The organism is Sphingomonas horti, assembly GCF_009753715.1.
Lineage (GTDB): Bacteria > Pseudomonadota > Alphaproteobacteria > Sphingomonadales > Sphingomonadaceae > Sphingomonas_B > Sphingomonas_B horti.
Map to the genome: position 1 here is coordinate 213,032 of NZ_WQMS01000001.1, position 19,613 is coordinate 232,644.

Below are 19,613 nucleotides of genomic sequence, written 5' to 3' on the forward strand. Positions count from 1 at the left end.
CGGTTGACCCAAGCGTCAACCGCGGACCTTAGTATCGGCGATGGTAGGGGCGTTAGCTATAGATGACCGCACAGCCGCGGCCAGCCTGATCCGCTGGTGGCGGGATGTAGGAGTCGACACGCTGGTCGACGACACGCCGCGCAACTGGCTGGCGGCGCCCAAGCCGCTGCCGCTTCACGAGCAGGGCAGCCCCGCGAAAGCGCTGGAGCGGCCGACTTCCGCGCCGGCACGGCAGCACCTCTCTGCCGAGCCCGAGGTCCTGCCCGCCACCCTGCCGGAGCTCCTGGACTGGATGCGCGAGAGCGCCGACGTGCCCGAGGCCCGCTGGGGCCGCCACCGCGTGGTCGCGGCGGGCAACCCCAAGTCCGACCTGATGATCATGATCGACGCGCCCGACGGAACCGAGCTGGTCGGCGGCGAGACAGGCGCGCTGTTAGACAAGATGCTGAAAGCGATCGGCCGGGATCGCGGCACGATCTGGCTGGCGCCGTTCGCTACGATCCGGCCGGTGGGCCGGGTTCCCCAGGACGCGTTGCGGCGGCTGGCCGCGATCGCGCGCCATCATATCGGCCTGGTCGCGCCGAAGCGGCTGCTGATCATGGGCGATGCGCCCAGCCGCGGCCTGCTCGGCAGCGAAGTGGTGCCCGCACGGGGCCGAATCCACGCGATCAAACTGAAGGACGCGACGGTGGAAGCCGTCGCAACCTACCACCCGCGGTTCCTGCACGAACGGCAGACCGCGAAGGCGCAGGCGTGGAAAGACCTGCAGCTCGTGATGAAGGGGCTATGATCATGCGTCTGGCGCCGTACGCCGCCTGTCTGCTCGCCGCCGTCTCCGTGCCCGCGCTTGCGGACGGTTCGCGGAACGCGGCCGTCGAGACGCACGGCATCGGGCAGCTGCCCGCCGTGCTCGGCGATTCCGAGAAGGCAGCCTATCTCGGCGTCTTTGCCGACATGAAGGCAGGACTCTGGACCGAAGCCGCGGCGAAGATCGACGCGCTGCCGGATGGTCCGCTGAAATATTACGCGCGTGCCGAGCTCTATACGGAAAAGGGCTCGCCCAAGGTCACCAATCCCGACGAGCTGACGTCGCTGGCGGCGGCCGCGCCGTGGCTTCCGCAGGCGCCGCAATTGGTCGCGCTCGCACGCACGCGCGGCGCGGCCGCAATCCCCGACCTGCCGGCACAGCAGCGGTTGATCTGGCTCGGCTCGGCGCCGGCCCGCGAGCGCGCCGACACGATCAGGAACGATCCGGTCGCGGCGCAGCTGGCGCCCAAGATCCTGCCGCTGATCAAGATCGACGACCCGGCCGGCTGCGAAGCGATCCTGTCGGAGCAGGCGCCGAACCTGTCCGGCCCGGCGCTGACCGAGTGGCGGCAGCGCGTGGCCTGGTCCTATTATCTGAACGGCGACGACACCAATGCGCGCCGGCTCGCCGATCTCGCCCGCAAGGGCGGCGAAGGCGAATGGCGCGTGCAGGCGGACTGGACCTCCGGCCTCGCCTCATGGCGCCTGCGCGACTATGCCGACGCGGCAGAGGCCTTTTCGGCGGTCGCCAGCCGCGGCGGCGATCCCGATATCCGGGCAGCGGGCCATTACTGGGCCGCCCGCGCCCTGATGGCGGCCGCCGAGCCGCAGAAGATCCAGGCGCATCTGCGCGCGGCGGCCCAATATGGCGAGACCTTCTACGGCATCCTGGCGGCCGAGGCGCTTGGCCTGAAGCAACTGCCGCCGGGCGAGCAGGACGACCTGACCCGCGCATGGTCGCGGCTGGCCGCCGTACCGAACGTGCGCGTCGCCAAGGCGCTGGCGGAGATCGGCGAGCGCGACCGCGCCTCGCAGGCGCTGAAATTCCAGGCGCGGCTCGGCCGGCCGGAGGACCATGCGCTGCTGGCATCGCTCGCCGCACGCCTCAATCTGCCGGAGACGCAGCTGTACCTCGCCCACAACGGACCGTCGGGGGCGCAGCCCAGCAGCTCGGCCCGCTATCCGATGCCGGACTGGCGCCCGGTCGGCGGCTGGCGCGTGGACAAGAGCCTGATCTATGCCCACGCGCTCCAGGAAAGCCGCTTCCGGCCCGACGCGATCAGCCCCGCCGGGGCTTATGGCGTGATGCAGGTGCTTCCCGGCACCGCGCAGCTGATCGCCCGTCGCCGGGGTGAACGCGCGCCCGATCGCACCGCTTTGCTCGATCCCGCCATCAATCTCGATTTCGGCCAGGCGCGGCTGGAGCACGTCCGCGACTATGGCGCGACCGGTGGCCTGCTGCCGAAGGTCATCATGGCCTATAATGCCGGGCCGGGCATGCTCGACGAGTGGAACGTGCGCGTGAAAGGCGGCAACGACCCGCTGCTGTTCATGGAATCGATCCCGTTCTGGGAGACGCGCGGCTATGCCGTCACCGTGATGCGCAATTACTGGATGTACGAGCGCAATTCTGGACAGAAGTCGCCGAGCCTGAAGGCGCTGGCGCAGGACATGTGGCCGCGCTTCCCCGGCCTGCCGGGCGCGAAGGGGGTCCGGCTGGAGCCGCGCGCGCCGATCGAAATGGCCGACGCACGGACGATGGCGCCCGGTGCCCATTGACGAGAGCCGGCCGTTCCGGCCGGTCCGCATCGCCGTCCTGACCGTCTCCGACACGCGCGGGCCGGCGGAGGACACGTCCGGCGACGTGCTGGTCGAGCGGCTGACCCGGGCCGGCCACGTCCTCGCCGCGCGCGCGATCGTGCGCGACGAGCTGGAGGACCTGACCGCCCGGCTCCACAATTGGGTCGACGATCCCGATGTCGATTGCGTGATCTCGACCGGCGGGACCGGCGTGACCGGCCGCGACGTGACGCCCGAGGCGTTGCAGGCGCTGGGCGGCAAGGACATTCCGGGCTTCGGCGAGCTGTTCCGCTGGCTCAGCTACCAGTCGATCGGCACCTCGACCGTCCAGTCTCGCGCCTGCGCGGCGGTGGTGCGCGGCACCTATATCTTCGCGCTGCCCGGCTCGACCGGCGCGGTGAAGGACGGCTGGGACGGCATTCTCGCCCTCCAGCTCGACAGCCGGCACCGCCCCTGCAATTTCGTCGAGCTGATGCCCCGCCTGCGGGAAAGTTAGGATTCCCGACACCTTCATTACGTTACCGGTGCGGTTTCTACGATGTTGCCCGGCACGCTTCGGCACTTAGCTTGCGGACATCATCCAAGGGAGCCGATCGACTGTGGGCCGCCGCGTACTGTGCGTTGACGATGAACCGTTTATCCGGATGGTCCTGGCCGAATGCGTCGCGGGCCTGGGTCTGGAGCCGGTCGAGGCATCCAACGGCGAGGAAGCGCTCGACGCCTTCTCGCCTACCGGCATCGACCTGCTGATCACCGACATAAGGCTGGGCGGGATCAGCGGCTGGCAGGTCGCGGAGATGGCCCGCGCGCTGAAGCCGGACCTGCCGATCATCTATATTTCCGGCTTCCCGAGCGGCGGCGAGAAGCTGCCCGACACGATCTACCTGCCCAAGCCGTTCCGGCCGCACCAGCTGGAGGACGCCGTGCGCAGCTGCCTGGATTCGCTGAAGGACGCCGCCTGATCTCCTACTTCTGGAGCAGTGGCCGCTCGGCATCGCCAACGATCGCGAAGGCCGCCCAATAATAGGGATGCGAGGTATTCGCATCGTCCATCAGCTTGACCTGCGCTTCCCTGAGCGCCTCGCCGGCGGCAGTGCCGGGCGGCGCGCTGAACAGGCCGGTGATGAGCCGCTTGGTCGCCTCATAATCGTCCGGAACCGGCCAGTGGCTGGCGATCACGCCGCGCGCGCCGGCGCCGACAAAGGCGCGGACCAGCCCGTCCAGCGCGTAATTGCCGCCGGTCGCGATTCCCGCCTCGCGCGTTTCCTTGACCGTCGCCATGCCGGCGGTGTCGCAGGCCGACAGGATCACGTAATCGGCGTCCAGCTTCAGGTCGAACACCTCCTTGAAGCTTAGCAGCCCGTCCGAGGCGGGGCCGCCGAACGAGGTCAGCAGCGCCGGCCGTGCGGGGCATTGCGGCCGCGGGGCCGTGACGAGGCCGTGCGTGGCGAAGTGCAGCACGCGATAGTCGCGCAGGTCCGGCAGCCGCTCTATCGCGGTGTCGGAGAAGTCCTGCCCGGTCAGCACGGTCGACTGGGCACCGCCGATCGCGGTGCGGGCGAAACGAAGCTCCGCGGCGGAGATCGGGTGGCTCCAGGTCTCGAGCGGCCAGTCGCAATCGCCGCGCGCCGGCGCGGTGGTCGACAGGAAGCTCGCGGCCGTCACCGGCGGCGCGTTCTCGCCGAGCCCCAGATAAGCGCGCGTGCCGCTTGACGGCGCAATCTGGCGCACGTCGGTGAAGGAGCGGGCGGAGACAGCTGTCGTCACTTCGCGGTCGCGGCCCAGCCAGGCAATGCCGCGCATGTCGAATTTGTCGGCGCCGGGCTTCGCGATCCGCGCCTCATAGGCATCGACCCCGGCCTGGTCGGTGACGAGCAGCGTCGGCGGCAGCTGCAGCAGCGGCCCGTCCGGCTCGACGATCAGATGCGTGATCCCTTTCAGCGCGCCGGCGCCGAGCGGGTCGAACATCGTCCGATAAAGCTGGCGCGCCCGCAGCACGTCGAACGGCAGGGTGACGAGCTGGCCGCTGTCGACCGTGACGATCGTGTCGCGCAGCTTCGCGACCATGTCACCGAGCCGGGCGGCGGTCAGGTCGAGCTTCACGGCCTGGGCGCGATCCTGCGTCGCGAACACGGCATAGGCATCGTCGCCGACCAGCCGGAGCTGGTAGTAGGCCTCGCCCGGCTTCAGCGTCTTCTGCAGATCTGCGAGCGTCAGCGTCTGCGGCGACAGCACCCGATAGCGCGGATATTTGCTGAGCCGCGACTGCAGCGCGGTCTGTTCGCGCTCCAGTGCAGCAAGCTTGTCCCGCGCCGCCGTCAATTCCTTGGCGGCATCGCTGCCCTCGGCCGGGTTGGCAGCGGCGAGCTGGGCGACGTCGCCGCTCTGGCGCACGACCTCGCGAGACTGGTTGACCGCCTCGCGGAACAGCATTGCCGCCTCATCGTCGCCTTCGGACAGCTCGCGCGCGAGCACCGCCTGGGTCTGGGCGACACCGGGCCGCACGAACACCTGGTTCGCGGCGAACATCGCGGCCGGCGCGGCAGGATCGCTAGCCGATCGCGCGGCGAGCAGCGCGAAATAGGGCGTCAGTGCCTGGCGAACCGCCGCGGCGGCGCCTGGGACGCGCTCGCTCTCGCCGACCACTTCCTGGTAGAGCTTGATCGCTTCCTCGGCGCGATTCTGACGGGCATAGAAGGCGGCGAGCCGGCTCTTCGCCTGCAGCAGGGCAGCCGATTGCGGATAGTTGGTCGCCAGCAGCGCGACCGCGCTCTTCAACGAGGCTTCGGCGGCGCCGGGGTTGCCGGTCATCTCCCGCACCAGTCCCGCTTCCGCCATCGCGTCGGCGCGCATGAACGCGGTCGAGATCACCCGGCCCTGGCGGACGCCGGCGAAATCGCGATCGGCGCGCTCCAGCAGCTGCAGAGCCTCCGGATAGCGCCGCTGCATGCGCAGCGCGACGCCGCGCAGTTGCTCGGCCTGGGCGTCGAGGATCTGCGCGCGCTCGTACGGGGTCAGCCGCGTATCAAGGCCGCCGGTGCGGTTGAGCGCCGTATTGGTTCGGTTGATTTCCTTGGCGAGTTCGGGCGTGATCTCGGCGCCGCTGATCGCTTCCTGTGCATAGCGATCGACGGCCGCGACCTTGCGATCCAGCTCCTGCAACGCTTCGCCAGGCTTGCGCTGGTTCATCTGGTGGATCGCGCGGTAGTTGCGCAGCAACCGGCCGGCGATCGGGTCGGCGGCGGCGCCGCGCTGCTCGGCTTCGGCGAAAGCCGCGTCGGCGGCGGGAACATTGCCGAGGTTCGACTGCTGCAACCCCTGGTTGACCAGATACTCGGCCGCCCGGCTCGCGTCGCCGCTGCCGGCGGTGCGCTCATAGAGCGTCTGGAAGAACTCGGCCGCCTCGGCATAGCTGCCGGCATTGTTGCGGGCATAGGCCTCGGTCAGCGCGCCTTCGGGGTCGAGCGCGCCGGCCTGCACCCGCGCGAAAGCCGAGGGATCGCCAGCGGCAGTGACGGCAACCTGCACTTCGCCCTCGACCGGCTGGTCGGTTACGATGCTGGCGAGCCCCAGCTTCAGCGCGGAATCATAGCCGGTCAGGCCCTGCGACGCGTACAGCGTGCCGCCCCGGGCCACGCTGTAGGTGCGGTAATTGAGCTTGTCGACCCCTTCGCAGTCCTGGACCGAAACATCGGCCAGGCCCGGCACCTCGGCGGGTTTCGGCGCCTCGCAGCGTCGATCCGCTTCGGCAAGCCGGGCCTGATCACCCCCTTTGAGCGCGTAGAGGCTGCCGACCGGCGCGGCCGCGTCGCGGCAGACGATCGCATAGCCGCGGTCGAACATGCCTTTCAGCTTAGCGTCGAGCGGACGGAGCTGCGCCGTGCACCGCACCCCGGCATTGCCGATCCGGAAGCTTTCCTGAATGCTCAACGGGTTGCCGGGGGCGGCATGAACCGGCTGCGCGAGCGCCGCGCCAGCCGCTGCTGCGAATAGACAGGACCTGATCACTTGTCGCCTCCCTTACGGGGCCTGGGTTCGTCCTCGCGCCGGTCGTTCTGCTGGTCGGGGGCATCCCACAGGCTGGGATTGCCGCCGCCCGAAACCGGATCGGAAATGACCGGATCGGTCCGAAGCTGGCCCGTATCGATGGTGGTGATGAGCGTGACCGACGGCAGCGCCGCGACCTTTTCCGGATCGGCCGCGCTGTCGAGATTGCCTTGAACCGCGTCCACCACGCCGGTCGAGATCGGCGCGATCACTGCCGGCGGCGGCGTGTCCGGCGGCGGTGGTGGCGGCGGCGGTGGTGGCGGTGGCGGTGGTGGCGGCGGTGGCGGTGGCGGCGCCGCGGCACAGCCGGAGCCGCCGACCACGCAGTTGTTCACGATCGAAGCCGCGGAAAAGCCGCCATTGCCTTCGCCGTTGGTGAAGGTGATCGCGCCCAGCGTGTCCTGGTTGATCCTGAAGACGCCGCTGCCGTCCGCCACGCGCCCGAAAGCGACGAGGTCGAGCGGCGCGTTGCCGGGAGCGTTGCTGGTGACCCGCATTCCTCCGGCACCGGCCGAGAAGCCGGCGAACTGCTCGGCTGATCCACTGTTCTGGACTGCGATCAGGCGAGTGGCGCTCAGCTCCAGCCGGTTCGCCTGGACATTGCCGGCAAGATTGGCGGGGCCGCCCGGCGGCGTTGCCAGCGCCTGGTTGCGCCCGGAGAAATTGGGGTTCTCGGCAAGCTGGTCGAGCAGGCTGGCCGTCGCAACGGCGATGCTGCTACCGGTAAGCTCGAGCGTGCCGCCCAGCGAGCCGGGCCCGGAGCCGGTCAGGGCGATCCCGCCGCCGCTGTCCGTGGCGACCGCGATTCCGCCGCCCGCGCGCAACGTCACCCGGTTGCCGCTTGCCGCATTGGCGAGCGTGAAAGCGCCGTTCACACGGATGCCGCTTTCGCTGCCGATGGTCAGCTGACCGGCTCCGCCGACCAGATTGGCGTCCGCGCCTGCATCCGACCCGTTCAGCGTCACTGCACCGATCGTCACGGGCCCGGAGGCGCCGATGTCGATCCGTTGCGCCCTGAGCGACTGCGCTTCCGACGCGCTGATGCTGTAGCCGCCATCGGGCGTCGGGCCGCCGAATGCGAGGCCGGTCGCGTTGGTCGAAACGAGCGCCAGCTGCGTCGTGGCGGCGGTGCCGATCGCGCCGGACGGCCCCAGCTGGAGGTCGTTCGACGTGACGCTGATATCGGTGCCCGCGACGGGGCCGGTGAAGGTGGCGAGGTTGCCGGCGGCCACAAGCACCGTTCCGCCGCCATCGATCGCGCCGACGTTCACGGCATCCCCTGCAGTCAGGCCGATCAGGTAATCGGCGAAATCGGTCGCGATGCCGCTGTAGAAGTCGCCGGTCTTCAGGGGGCCGGTCGTCACGCTGCCCTGCCCGTCGACGGTGATCGCCTCGGCGGTGATCGCGCCGGTGCGGATGTCCCGGAACGGGGCGATAGCGCCGTCGTCGGTGAAGATGTTCACCAGCGGCGCGCGAACGTCGCCCACATCAATTCCGCCCGAAGCGCCGATCTGGACATTGCCGGAGACGAGCTCCTGGTCGCCCAGCCCGGCCGTCACGTCGCCGAGCGCAATGTCCCCGCCGGCAAGCGCCGAGAGGCCGTCCGCCGACCGGATATCGCCCGCCGCGACGTTCCCCGCGTCCGAACGAAGCGAGATGGTGCCATAGCCGCTTTCGGTGCTGAGGCTGCCGGCCGTCACGCCCGTCTGCCCGCTGACGCTGATGCCTTCGACCGCGACGATATTGCCGGCCGTGACCGAACCGTTCTCGCTGGACAACGAGACATTGCCGTCCGTGGTCACGTCGCCCACCTGCAGCTGTCCGCCGGCATTGACCTGGAAGAAGCTGCTCGCGGTGAAATTCGAACTCGTCACAAAATCGCCCCCGAATTGGGCGAAGAAGCCGTTGCTGAGGTCGATCGTGCCGGGCGTGCCGCCGGGCGGCGGCAGCAGCGAGCCGGTTGCCGTCAGCTCCAGGCTGCTGGTCCGCAGCACGCCGCCATTGACCGCGCCGAAGCGGAGATCACCGGTCGCGGACACGCCCAGCGAGGTACCGACCGTCAGCGTGCCGCCATCGACGAGCAGGCTCGATTCCTCCCCCGGTGCCGGCGCATCGATGCCGAAGCTTAACAGGCTGAGCGTGTCGAGGCTGACGTCCGCCTGCGTGACCTGGGCAAAGACCTGGCCGCCCGTCGTGATGCCGTTCGTGCTACCGGTGCCGCCCTGGGCGAAGGCCGTCGCCGAAAAATCGGTCCCCTGGTAGGAACCGCGCTCGGTCCGCTGGAAACGGTTGGTCGCGAGCAGGCCGACGCTGCCACCGACCGCGTCGCCGCCAGCCCCCGCCGTCGCGCCCGCGCCGCCATTGCCGCCGGTCGCGATGCCGATCAGGCTTACCGCCTGCGTGACCACGGGGGCACCCCGCGAAAGCAGGGTCGCCTGGCCGCCGATGCCGGAACCGCCCGCGCCGCCATTGCCGCCGTTCGCGCCGTCGCCGCCGGCTCCCCCGCCGCCAAACACGGTGACCTGGACGATCCCCATCGTCGCGCTGCCGTCATTGTTGGTGGTCGCCGGTCCGCTTACGGTGCCGAAATTGGTGAAGCCGCCGGTGCCATCGCCGCCGCGGCCGCCATTTCCGCCGAGGCCGCCGGGCGCAGCCGCGCTGCCGCCTTGGCCGCCCTCTCCGCCGAAGCCGGAAATATCCATGGTCACGTCGCCGGTGACGAGCGTGCCGCTGCCGGCCTGCGCGACCAGGTTGGTGACGCCGCCAAGGCCGGCACCGCCGGCGCCGCCCGCCGCGCCGGTCAGGCCGGTGCCGCCGTCGCCGCCGGAGCCTGACACGTCCAGGGCCAGGGTGCCGAGCCGCACGCTCCCGGGCTGCCCGGTCGGCACCACGCCGCCGCCCTGGGAATCGCCGCCCGAGCTTGCCGAGATGATCGAGGTGCCGCCGGTGCCGGCACCGCCTGCTCCGCCTGCCCCGCCGTTTCCGCCGAAGGCGCTGCCGCCGCTGCCGGAGGAATCGAGCGACACGAAACCGAGCGCGTCGACCGCCGCGCCGAACTCGACCAGGTTGGTCAGCCCGCCGATGCCGGCGCCTCCGCCTGCAGACCCGCTGCCGCCACTGCCGCTCGCGTCCATGTCGAGCTCGCCGCCAATCGAGACGCTGCCGCCGGTAGCGACCAGGTAGGCTCCCTTGTCGAACGGGCCGTTCGTCAGGTCTGCGGGCGCGCCGCCGCGGCCGTCGCCGCCTCGCCCGGCACTGGCGAAGCCGCCGCTGCCGGACGCGTCGATCTCGACATCGCCGGCCACCGTGACCTTGCTTGAGGCCATCGCGTTGAACGTGCCCAGCCGAGCTTCGCCGCCGATCCCCGCGCCGCCATTTCCGGTGCCGGAAGCCGAACCACCACTGCCGTCCGCGAACAGCTCGAGACCGCTCGCCAGCTTGATCTCGCCACCGCCGGCGTTGACCCGCGCGCTGCCGCCCTGGCCCAGCCCGCCACTGCCCGAACCGGCGGCCGAACCGCCGCTGCCGCTGGCGTCGAGCTCAACGAAGGTCGCGGCGGAATCGACAAGGCTGTTCGCATTGGCGAAAATCACGGCGGTTCCGCCAATGCCTTTGCCGCCGGCGCCAGCGCCGGTTGATGCGCTGCTCACCGAGCCGCCGCGGCCATCGGCCGACAGGAACAGGGAGCCACCGAGGATTCTGGCCGTGCCGTCCACATCCGCGCCAAGCGATGCGGTAGCGCCGGTCGCATCGCCGCCGCTGCTGCCGTCCGCGGCGCCGAAGCCGCCAGTCGCATCGCTGCGTGCCGAGAGAGAGCCAAGCTGGATGGCGCCGCCGCTAGCGAACACGAACGAGTCGCCCGAGGTTGCCGCGCCGCCGGACAGGCTTGCCTGCGCGGTGCCCGAGCCGGTGCTGCCGCCAAAGGCGTTCGCGATCATGCTGACGGAATCTGCCGTGATCTGGCCGGACCCGCTAATGCTGATGCCGGATACTGATGAGGTGGCCGCCCCGCCGGCGCCCGCCAGGCCGCCGCTCTCGAAGCCGTCGCCGCCGGTCCCGCCCAGTGCGGAGGAATCGAGCGACACCGAGGTCGCGCTGATCGTGCCGCCCCCGTTTGCGAAGATCGAGACGCCGCCGCCCGCCAGCACGTTTCCGCCAGCTCCGCCGGGCGTCGTGGCATCCGGGCCGGAGCCGCCGACGCCGCCCGCCGACGATGTCGACAGGTCGAGGCCCTTCGCCGAGATCGCGCCGCCGGTTGCAGAAAATTGGACATTGCCCGCCGTGGCCGTGCCGCCCGCGGCGCCGCGCGCACCGTCTCCACCGCGCGCCGAGGCATCCATGGTGGTCTGGCCGCTGTTGGTGAAGCTTCCCCTGCCGCCGATCAGCACCTGCGCGACGCCGCCCACGCCTGCGCCCCCCGCGCCCGCGCCGATCGTGGCATCGCCGCCGAAGCCGAACGCGCTGGCCGTGAGGCCGGCCGTGGTGATCGATGCCGTGGCGCTGGTGTCCTGCGTCTGGAGAAGCGCATGCCCGCCCCGTCCGGCACCCCCGGCACCGTCGGAGTAGGAGCCGCCGAGGCCGGTCGCATCCAGATTGATCGTCGCGGCCGCGATCGAGCCGCCGCCGGGGCCGGTCACGACAGAGGCTGTGCCACCGGCGCCCGACGCCCCGTTGGTAGCGGAACCGGTCGCTCTCAGCGAAAGCAGGTTGGTGAAGCTGAGCGAACCGCCGCCATTGGCGAACACATTCGCCTGCCCACCCGTGCCCTCCATCGAAGCGCCTGAGGTGCTGGCGCTCACGTCCACCAAGGTGTCGGCCTTGGCGGTGATCGTGCCGCCGATCACGGTGATGTCGGCATTGCCGCCGAAGGTCGAAACCGCGTCGGGCGAGCTGCCGATCGCGCTGACTGTGAGGTCCGCGTTGACCGTGATGTTGCCGTTCGTGCTACGCAGCGCCGCCGTGCCGCCCCTGCTCGGGTCGACGGCATTGGTGAAGAAGCGTCCGGACAGGGTATCGGCACGCACATCAAGGCTGGCGAACGTCATGGTGCTGCCGGCCAGCGCGTCGATCTGGGCCGTGCCGGGCGCGGCGCCGAAGGAGTTCAGGATCAGGCTCTTGTCCGCCGTCAACACGCCATCGGTGTTGGCGACAAGATGCGCCTGGTTGGCCCCATAGAAATAAGCATCTCCCGCGAGCGTGAGCCCCTGCGAGGCGCCGGTGTTGATCAGCATGTCCCGGCTCGCTTGGGCCGCGATCGGGGACGTGAAATCGCCCGAATCGATCTGGATGCTGGCGCCCGGCGTACTCGCCGGCAGATCGACGATCCGGTTGACGATGGTCTCGTTCGGGTTGACCGACAAATTGCCGCCGGCCTGGAGGTAGATGGCGCCGTTCTCTACCGTGGCGCCGCCGGCCACGTCGAAGCCGAGCTGCCCGTTCGGGGCGATCAGCATCGTGATCGCCGTGTTCTTCGGCACCGCGACCATGAAGATACCCTGGCGATCGCCGCTGCCGGTGCTCGCAGGACCGGTGGTGGTGCCGTTGTGGACAAGCGGCGTGGCGCCGCCGTCCGAACCGACGGTCACGTTGATGTCGAACAGACCCTGGTTGATCGACAGCGTCGCCTGTTCCGCGGCGACATAGGCCGCGGAGCCGTTCACCCGCACCGCGCCATTCTGGTTCACAACCGGCGCGACCAGCGCGACGTAGCTGCCTTCCGGCGAGGCGGTTATCTGGGCGCCGGGCTGGATGGTTACGGCCGCGTTGCCGTTCGCGCTGGACAGCGAGAAGCTCGTCGTCGAGCCGATCGTGCCGGTCCCCTGCGTCGGATCGGCAGTCGACAGCAGAAGGCTGCCGACGTCGAACACCGCGCCGCTGCCGGCGATGATGCCGCCGGGCGCGTAGAACCAGACGGCGCCGCCGGTCGTCGAATTGACCAGGCTGCGGACGGTCCCGTTGAACTGGATCGCGCGGCTCGGCTCCGTGGGCACGATCCGGTTCAACACCGTGAAGTTGCCGCTGCCCTGGAACACCGCCGTCGTGCCGGCATTCTGGAAATTGATGACGCCGGTGCCATTCTGGTCGCTGGGCGTGAAGTCCAGCACCGCCGTCGGCGTCTGCACCGTGTACACATCGACGCCCGGCGTTTGTCCGCGAACGAAGGTGACGCTGCCGGAGGGAACGCCCGGATCGGGCGCGTTGAACGCGGTTTGCGCGCCGGCGGGAGTTGCCGCCAGCGCGGTGGCGAGCGCCAGTGCGGACGTGCCGGTCGCTGCGCGGCGGAAAAAGCGGCTCTTGTCGATCTTACGCATGACAAGGTTCCTCAAGGAAGCAGCTTGGTGGTGAGCGAGACGAGAAAGCGGACGTCGCCGCGGCGGGCTTGCAGGCCGGCGCGCCTGGTCGGCACCGCCAGCGTCATGTCGAGCCGGGCGCGGTTGAACAGACTGGAGCGGATGCCGCCGCCGACCGACACGAGGTTGTTGCGCCCGTCCGGCGCGTTTTTAGTCCAGACCCAGGCGGAATCGAGGAACAGAAAGGGCTGCAGCGCGATCTCGCGGCCTGGGAACGGCGCCCATTGGTTGACCTTCAACTCGGCCGCGAAGCCGAAGCCGCTGTCGCCGATGATCGTGCCCGGATCATAGCCGCGCCCGACCGTGTAGTTGCCGCCCGAGATCTGCTCGAAGCTCAAGAGCGGATCGAACGCGATCTGCGCACGCGGCGTCAGCGAGAAAGCCAGATTCGGGACCAGTTGCACTTCGCCGGTCGCGGTGGCGCGGATCAGCGTTCCTTCCGTATCCCCATTGGCCCGGCTCTGCGGCGTGCGGCCGGCGACGATGCCCCGCTCCGACGCGTCTAAAATGTCGAGCCCGTGACGCAGCTCCAGGCTGCCGGTCAGCCGCCAGGCGGGAACAGCGCCGATCGTCGGATCGGTCGCATCCGCATCCAGACGCAGATAGAGGACGCGCAGCCGGTCGCGGTTCAGCGGCACCCCGGCGAAGCGAACATTCTGGTTGACGAAGTCGAGCCCGACGGCGCCGCGCAGATTGGCGGCCTGGGTACGGACGAACGGATAGCTCGCCTCGGCATTGGCGAACAGCGTGTGCGCGACGATGTCGGGCCTGGCGCCGCCCGGCACCTGCGGCGCGATATCCGGCCGGGTCCACGCGTAATTGAAGCGGGCGCCGAGCGTCAGCCCCTCGCCGCCCAGCCGGAAGTCGTGCGAAAGCTGCAGGATCTGCTGCTCGTCGAAATCGGGGGTCGAATAGAATGCGATGCTGGTGCGGTCGCCAAGCCCGGTCAGCCCGAAGAACTGCGCGCGGAGCTGACCGCCCCACGGACCGGTGTCGTGGGCGGCGAGGTTCTGGACGTTGAAATCGACCAGATAGGGCGTGCGCACAACGGTCACGTCGCCGACCAGCTCGCCGGGGCCGGTGCCCGCCGGCCTCAGCGTCAGCCGCACCTCGTAGCCGGGCAGGTCGCGGACCAGCAGCAAATAGCGTTCTGCCTCGTTGCGGTTGAACACCTCCTGCTTCGTCAGCGGCTCGAGATAGGAACCGATCAGGCCCTCCGCGCGCCCCGCCTCGCCGCGCACGCGCACGGCCACCAATCGCGCATAGAGCACTTCGAAACGGACCTGGCCGCCTTCGATCTTCTGGGTCGGCACCTGGACCGCGGCCAGATAGCCCTTGTCCCTGAGCACGGTCGCGGCGGCGTCGCGAATGTCGCAGACGACGCTGATCGGCCGCTCCTGGCCCAGATAGGACTGGTAGGCAGGCGCCAGTTGATCGGGCGTGACGCCCTTCAGGTTGTTGAACACCGCCGAGGTGACGGTGACCTTCACGTCCTTGTAAGCGGGATCGTCGAGCGGGCACGGCGCCCGCTCGATGCCGCCTTCGACCTTCACGCGGGTGGCCGGCGGCGCGTTCGGCGTGGGCGGCGTGATTTCCTCGCGGGTCGGCGGCGCGACGGGCGGCACGGGCGCCGTCTGGGCGAAGACAGACGTCGCGGCGAATAGAGATAGTCCGATACATCCCGCGCGCGCGGGTTTGAGCAAAGCGCCCACCGAGTTCCCCCTGGTTCCGTTCCCGGTCCCGGGGCGCCCGTCCCGGAATCAGCGGCGCCTTTTGACGCTCGCTCCACGTGTTTCGGCTGATCAGGGTGGATACGCAATCCCAAAGTTTCGCGACGTTTTTGACTTAACTCAATTTTTCAGCCGGGCGGTAAAGGCGGACGCTTCTGCGGGGACCTGGCGACCTGCCAGCGCCTAGCAACCCGCGACGAGAATTGTGCGTCCATCCGTCGGAAGGCCAAGGGCGGCGATGAGACGTCATGCGCCACGGCCCTTGCGACGCTGGCAAATGTCGGAAGCCGGGCTACGGTGCGCGAGCGGAAACTTGATCCCGCCCCATAAAGGCTGACATGACACTGACGAGGCGCGATGTGGTTCAGCTGGCCGCGCTGGTGACCGGCGGCACGCTGGTCACGACCCTCCTCCGGATGAACAGGCCGATCGGCGTGAACGTCAGCGGCGTGCCGTCGGCGGACGCCGTGCGGAGCGACCGCTCGTCGCCCCTTCGCAACAACCCGGCGGCGGACCTCTCCCTGATCGTGTTCACCGATTACCGTTGCCCTGCCTGCCGCGCCGCCCATCCGGCGATGGAACGCGCCGTCGCGAAGGACGGCAGGGTGCGCATCATCTACAAGGACTGGCCGATCTTCGGCCCCCTTTCCGAGCGCGCGGCGCAGGTCGCGATCGCGTCGGACCTCCAGCACATCTACCCGCTCGTCCACGACCGCCTAATGACCGAACGCGCCAACGACGACGACGCGCTGCGAGCCGCGGTCGAGGGGGCGAGCGGCGACTGGAACCGCCTGCAAGCCGATCTGGCGCGGGATCGCTCGCGTATCGCGGCGCAGCTCGCGCGGAACAGCTGGCAGGCCTTCACGCTGGGCCTGGGAGGAACGCCGGGATATCTGATCGGCCCGATCCTGGTGCGCGGCGCGCTGAACGAAAGGGAGTTCAGGCGCGCTTTCAGGGAAGCCCGCGAGCAGGGCTAGCCTTGCTGTGCTGGAGTGGAAGATCGTCCCTCACGCGGGGGACGATCAACTGGAAGAAAATGGTGGACGCACTAGGGCTCGAACCTAGGACCCGCTGATTAAGAGTCAGCTGCTCTACCAACTGAGCTATGCGTCCACGAGAGCGGGCCAGATGGTGGATCGCATCCGCCCCGTCAAGAGGCGCGCCCGCTAGCATCCGGTTTCGGCTCTTGCAAGGGGTGCAACGCCCCCGCATCATGCAGACCGAGATCAACAAGGAGAGTGCGATGCTGGGCGGGATGCAGGATCACAGGCTGAGGGTGATGCATCTGCTCGACCATGCCGAGCGCGAGCATGGCAGTCGCGAGATCGTCACGCACTGGGCGGACGGCCGGGAGACGCGCACCGACTGGGCCGGCATCGCCGATGAGGCACGGCGGCTGGCGCAGGCGCTGGAGGGGCTTGGGCTGAAGCCCAGCGACCGCGTCGCGACGCTGGCGATGAACCATGCCCGGCACCTGACCGCCTGGTACGGCGCGATCGGCATGGGCGGCGTGATCCACACGATCAATCCGCGGCTGTTCGACGAGCAGATCGTCTATATCGCCAACCACGCCGAAGACCGCGTGCTGTTCTACGACAACGCGTTCGCGCCTTTGGTCGAGCGGCTGAAGCCCCAGTTCACGTCGATCGAGCATTATGTCGCGTTCGACAGCCCCGAATGGGATGCGCTGCTGGCGCCGTACGACGGCGACTATCAATGGCATGACGGGGACGAGCGCGATCCCTGCATGCTCTGCTATACCAGTGGCACCACCGGAAACCCGAAAGGCGTGCTGTACGAGCATCGCTCCACCATGCTGCACGCGATGGCGGAGGTCGCGCCGTCGGTCTTCAATCTCTCCTGCCAGGCCGTCGCGCTGCCGGTGGTGCCGATGTTCCACGCCGCGGCTTGGGGCCTGCCGTTCGCGGGGCCGCTCGCGGGGGCCAAGTTCGTCTTCTCCGCCGTGAACGACCCGAAAGTGCTGTGCCGGCTGATGAACGAGGAGAAAGTGACGCATTCGGCCGGGGTGCCGACGGTGTGGCTCGCCATGTTCCAGCACATGGACGAGACCGGGCAGAAGCCGGAGCATCTGAAGCTGGTCACGATCGGCGGGTCGGCGGCGCCGCGCGCGATGGTCGAGCGGCTGATGCGGATGGGCATTCGCGTCGGCCATGCCTGGGGCATGACCGAGACCTCGCCGATCGGCACGATGGGGGCGCCGCCGCATGACTGGGACGAGCTTTCCTTCGAGGAGCAGGTCGACGTGGTCTGCAAGCAGGGCCGCGTGCCGTTCGGCGTCGAGCTGCGCGTGGTCGACGACGAAGGCCGGGTGCAGCCCCGCGACGGCCAGAGCTCCGGCCGGCTGCAGGTGCGCGGACCGTGGGTGATCAAGCGCTACTTCAAGGCCGACACTGACGCCGCCGAGGCCGACCAGTGGTTCGACACCGGCGACGTCGCGGTCCTCCACCCGGACGGCACGATGCAGATCACCGACCGGTCGAAGGACGTGATCAAGTCGGGCGGCGAGTGGATCAGCTCGGTCGAGCTGGAGAATGCCGCGGTCGGCTGCCCGGGCGTGGCGGAAGCAGCGGCGATCGGCGTCTACCACCCGAAATGGGACGAACGCCCGCTGCTGCTGGTCGTGAAGAAGCCGGGCGCGGAGGTCAGCGCGTCGGACGTGATCGCGCACCTGGCGGACAAAGTCGCCAAATGGTGGCTGCCCGACGAAGTACTGTTCGTCGACAGCCTGCCCCACACCGCCACCGGCAAGCTGCTGAAGACTGCGCTCAGGGAACAGTATCGGGATTATCGGCTAAAGACTGCCGCGTGAGCTGACGTCTGCAAAGAGTGGAGCGCGGACGGGCGAGCTGGTCTCAAATCGGTTGAGCAGTTGTGAAACATTGTGACGATGGTAGTTTGAGCGGATGGGCAGAGGCAGATTCGCGAAAAGTACTCTTTCGCTCGTCCTCTTGTCGTCTGAGCCCGTCTCTGCCTCCGCGTTGGTCGTTCGCGTTTCAGAGCCCGTCGCTTCGTACATCCGAACAGGCACGGCTCTTCCCGATACCCAAGTCATAACACTCACCGCCCAGGATCGTCTTACCCTTCTGACAAACACAGGCACGAGGGAATTCAAGGGACCACGCCGGTTCCGTGTCTCCGATCCTTCAACACAACTGACCCTGACCAAAATCTTGAAAAAGACGATCGATCAGTCGAAGGGCGGCCAACGCGTGCGAGCGGGCGTGACTCAGTCGGAGGAGCCCGGCGCAGACCTCGCTCAGCTGTCAGCGGAGGAGGCACGTTGTTTCATTACTGGTAATTGTAGCGTTGAAGCTGAAAAGAAATTTTCGCTGGCGAACATCGGCTCTGCCTCCTCCGAGCCGAATAGAGGAGGTGGTCCAATCGTCGCCCCGCCAAGCATCAGCGACATGTCGATTGCTTTAGTGGGTACTGGACCCGTTTGCGACCTGGGCTTCCGACCGTTCCGCCTCGCTTTCTACGACAGCATCGGACAGACCGTCATCATATCGGGGCCGCGCCGGACGCAACGCGAACTCAACCTGAGACAAATGCTCGAATTCGTGAATTGGCCAGGGCCCCGCCGAAAATTCAAGAAAGTCGGAGAAGTCACGTTCCGTAGCGGCTCCGGACAGACAGTTGTTCCAATTATCGCCACAAAAGTGAGACGCGAGTCAATCGCCAGACTGAAGGCCCGGCTTGCCGCAGCAGGTTGCACTGCTCAGGCTGCAGCATTGTAGCGCGGCTCGTCCGCTTCAGATCATTGTCCGTTCCCCAACTCAAAACAATCGCATCTGCGCCCCTTCCGGTGGCCGGAACAGGTCGGTGCGGAGCTGGAAGCGCTCGTTGTTCAAGCCCAGCTTCTTGCATGCCTTATGAAAGCGGGTGCGGAGCAGGTCGGCCCAGGGGCCCTGGCCTTGCATGCGGGTGTAGAAGTTCGGGTCGTTGTCGCGGCCGCCGCGGATCGAGTGGATGATCGACATGACCTTGGCGGCGCGGTCGGGGAAATGCTCGTCCAGCCAGGCGCGGAACAGGGGCGCGACTTCCCATGGCAGGCGGACCGGCAAGAAGAAGGCGGCGCGGGCGCCGGCTTCCGCGGCACGCTCCAGGATGTGCTCCATCTCGTGATCGGTGATGCCGGGGACGACCGGGGCCAGCGACACGAACGCGGGGATGCCGGCGTCGGCGAGCTTCTTGAGCGCCGCCAGCCTTTTTTCAGGGTGCGGGGCGCGCGGCTCCAGCGTGCGGGCGATCTTCGGGTCGAGTGAGGTGATCGACAAGGCGACGCCGGTCAGGCCCTTCGCCGCCATCGGCGCCAGAAGGTCGATGTCGCGCGTGACGCGGTCGGACTTGGTCGTGATCGAGGCGGGGTGGTCGCATTCGCTCAGCACCCCCAGCAGCGCGCGGGTGATCCGCCACTTGCCCTCGATCGGCTGATAGGGATCGGTGTTGGTGCCCATCGCGATCGGGCGCGGGGAATAGCCGGGCTTCATCAGCTCCGCGCGGAGCAGCGCGGCCGCGTCGGGCTTGGCGAACAGCCTCGTCTCAAAATCGAGGCCCGGCGAGAGGTCATGATAGGCGTGGCTGGGCCTGGCGAAGCAGTAGATGCAGCCATGCTCGCAGCCGCGATAGGCGTTGATCGAGCGATCGAACGGCACGTCGGGCGAGGCGTTGCGGGTGATGATCGTCTTCGGATGCTCGACCGTGACGGTGGTGCGCAGCGGCGGCACGCCATCGTCCACCGATTCGCGCTCGTCCAGCCAGTCGCCGTCCGCCAGTCGCTCGGGCAGATTGAAGCGCGTGCTCTCCCGGTTGATCGTCGCGCCGCGCGCGGGGCGGAGACTCGGGTCCATGGTGGGAG

The 19,613-nt window shown here is 68.7% G+C and carries 11 protein-coding genes and 1 tRNA gene; 7 read left to right on the forward strand and 5 right to left on the reverse strand.

Annotation, left to right across the window (positions count from 1 at the left end):
• The first annotated feature begins 40 nt into the window (after nt 1–40).
• From GON01_RS00950 to GON01_RS00965, 4 genes are all read left to right on the forward strand, one after another.
• Complete coding sequence (locus tag GON01_RS00950; protein WP_157025139.1) at nt 41–790, forward strand: uracil-DNA glycosylase family protein; 750 nt, start codon at nt 41–43, stop codon at nt 788–790.
• Between the two features lie 2 nt (nt 791–792).
• On the forward strand, nt 793–2,586 hold the full coding sequence (locus GON01_RS00955) for a lytic transglycosylase domain-containing protein (RefSeq protein ID WP_157025141.1): 1,794 nt from the start codon (nt 793–795) through the stop codon (nt 2,584–2,586).
• Nucleotides 2,576–3,103, forward strand: coding sequence for a molybdenum cofactor biosynthesis protein B (gene moaB, locus GON01_RS00960; protein ID WP_181600157.1), 528 nt, complete (start codon nt 2,576–2,578; stop codon nt 3,101–3,103). Before GON01_RS00955 ends, moaB begins: the two co-directional genes overlap by 11 nt.
• Before the next feature lie 103 nt (nt 3,104–3,206).
• Nucleotides 3,207–3,569, forward strand: coding sequence for a response regulator (locus GON01_RS00965; protein WP_309503694.1), 363 nt, complete (start codon nt 3,207–3,209; stop codon nt 3,567–3,569).
• A gap of 4 nt (nt 3,570–3,573) precedes the next feature.
• Here the strand turns inward: GON01_RS00965 and GON01_RS17290 are convergent, their stop codons facing one another.
• Genes GON01_RS17290 through GON01_RS00980 form a run of 3 tightly spaced genes read right to left on the reverse strand, consistent with a single transcriptional unit; the run spans nt 3,574 to nt 14,629 of the window.
• Complete coding sequence (locus tag GON01_RS17290; RefSeq protein ID WP_157025145.1) at nt 3,574–6,615, reverse strand: CHAT domain-containing protein; 3,042 nt, start codon at nt 6,613–6,615, stop codon at nt 3,574–3,576.
• The gene (locus tag GON01_RS17140) at nt 6,612–12,965 is read right to left on the reverse strand and encodes a beta strand repeat-containing protein (protein WP_157025147.1); all 6,354 of its coding nucleotides are present in this window, start codon (nt 12,963–12,965) and stop codon (nt 6,612–6,614) included. Before GON01_RS17140 ends, GON01_RS17290 begins: the two co-directional genes overlap by 4 nt.
• Before the next feature lie 11 nt (nt 12,966–12,976).
• Nucleotides 12,977–14,629: a ShlB/FhaC/HecB family hemolysin secretion/activation protein gene (locus GON01_RS00980; RefSeq protein ID WP_309503697.1), complete on the reverse strand. Its 1,653-nt coding sequence runs from the start codon at nt 14,627–14,629 to the stop codon at nt 12,977–12,979.
• A 443-nt stretch (nt 14,630–15,072) separates the two neighbouring features.
• Here GON01_RS00980 and GON01_RS00985 point away from each other — a divergent pair, with 443 nt between their 5' ends.
• Nucleotides 15,073–15,711: a DsbA family protein gene (locus GON01_RS00985; RefSeq protein WP_157025149.1), complete on the forward strand. Its 639-nt coding sequence runs from the start codon at nt 15,073–15,075 to the stop codon at nt 15,709–15,711.
• A 60-nt stretch (nt 15,712–15,771) separates the two neighbouring features.
• Here the strand turns inward: GON01_RS00985 and GON01_RS00990 are convergent.
• A tRNA-Lys gene (locus GON01_RS00990) sits at nt 15,772–15,847 on the reverse strand.
• Between the two features lie 130 nt (nt 15,848–15,977).
• Here GON01_RS00990 and GON01_RS00995 point away from each other — a divergent pair.
• On the forward strand, nt 15,978–17,564 hold the full coding sequence (locus tag GON01_RS00995) for a long-chain fatty acid--CoA ligase (protein ID WP_157025694.1): 1,587 nt from the start codon (nt 15,978–15,980) through the stop codon (nt 17,562–17,564).
• Nucleotides 17,565–17,925: 361 nt separating this feature from the next.
• Nucleotides 17,926–18,492, forward strand: a complete 567-nt coding sequence (locus GON01_RS01000) for a hypothetical protein (RefSeq protein ID WP_157025150.1) — start codon at nt 17,926–17,928, stop codon at nt 18,490–18,492.
• Nucleotides 18,493–18,531: 39 nt separating this feature from the next.
• Here the strand turns inward: GON01_RS01000 and GON01_RS01005 are convergent, their stop codons facing one another.
• Nucleotides 18,532–19,605: a PA0069 family radical SAM protein gene (locus tag GON01_RS01005; protein ID WP_157025152.1), complete on the reverse strand. Its 1,074-nt coding sequence runs from the start codon at nt 19,603–19,605 to the stop codon at nt 18,532–18,534.
• Between the last annotated feature and the right edge of the window lie 8 nt (nt 19,606–19,613).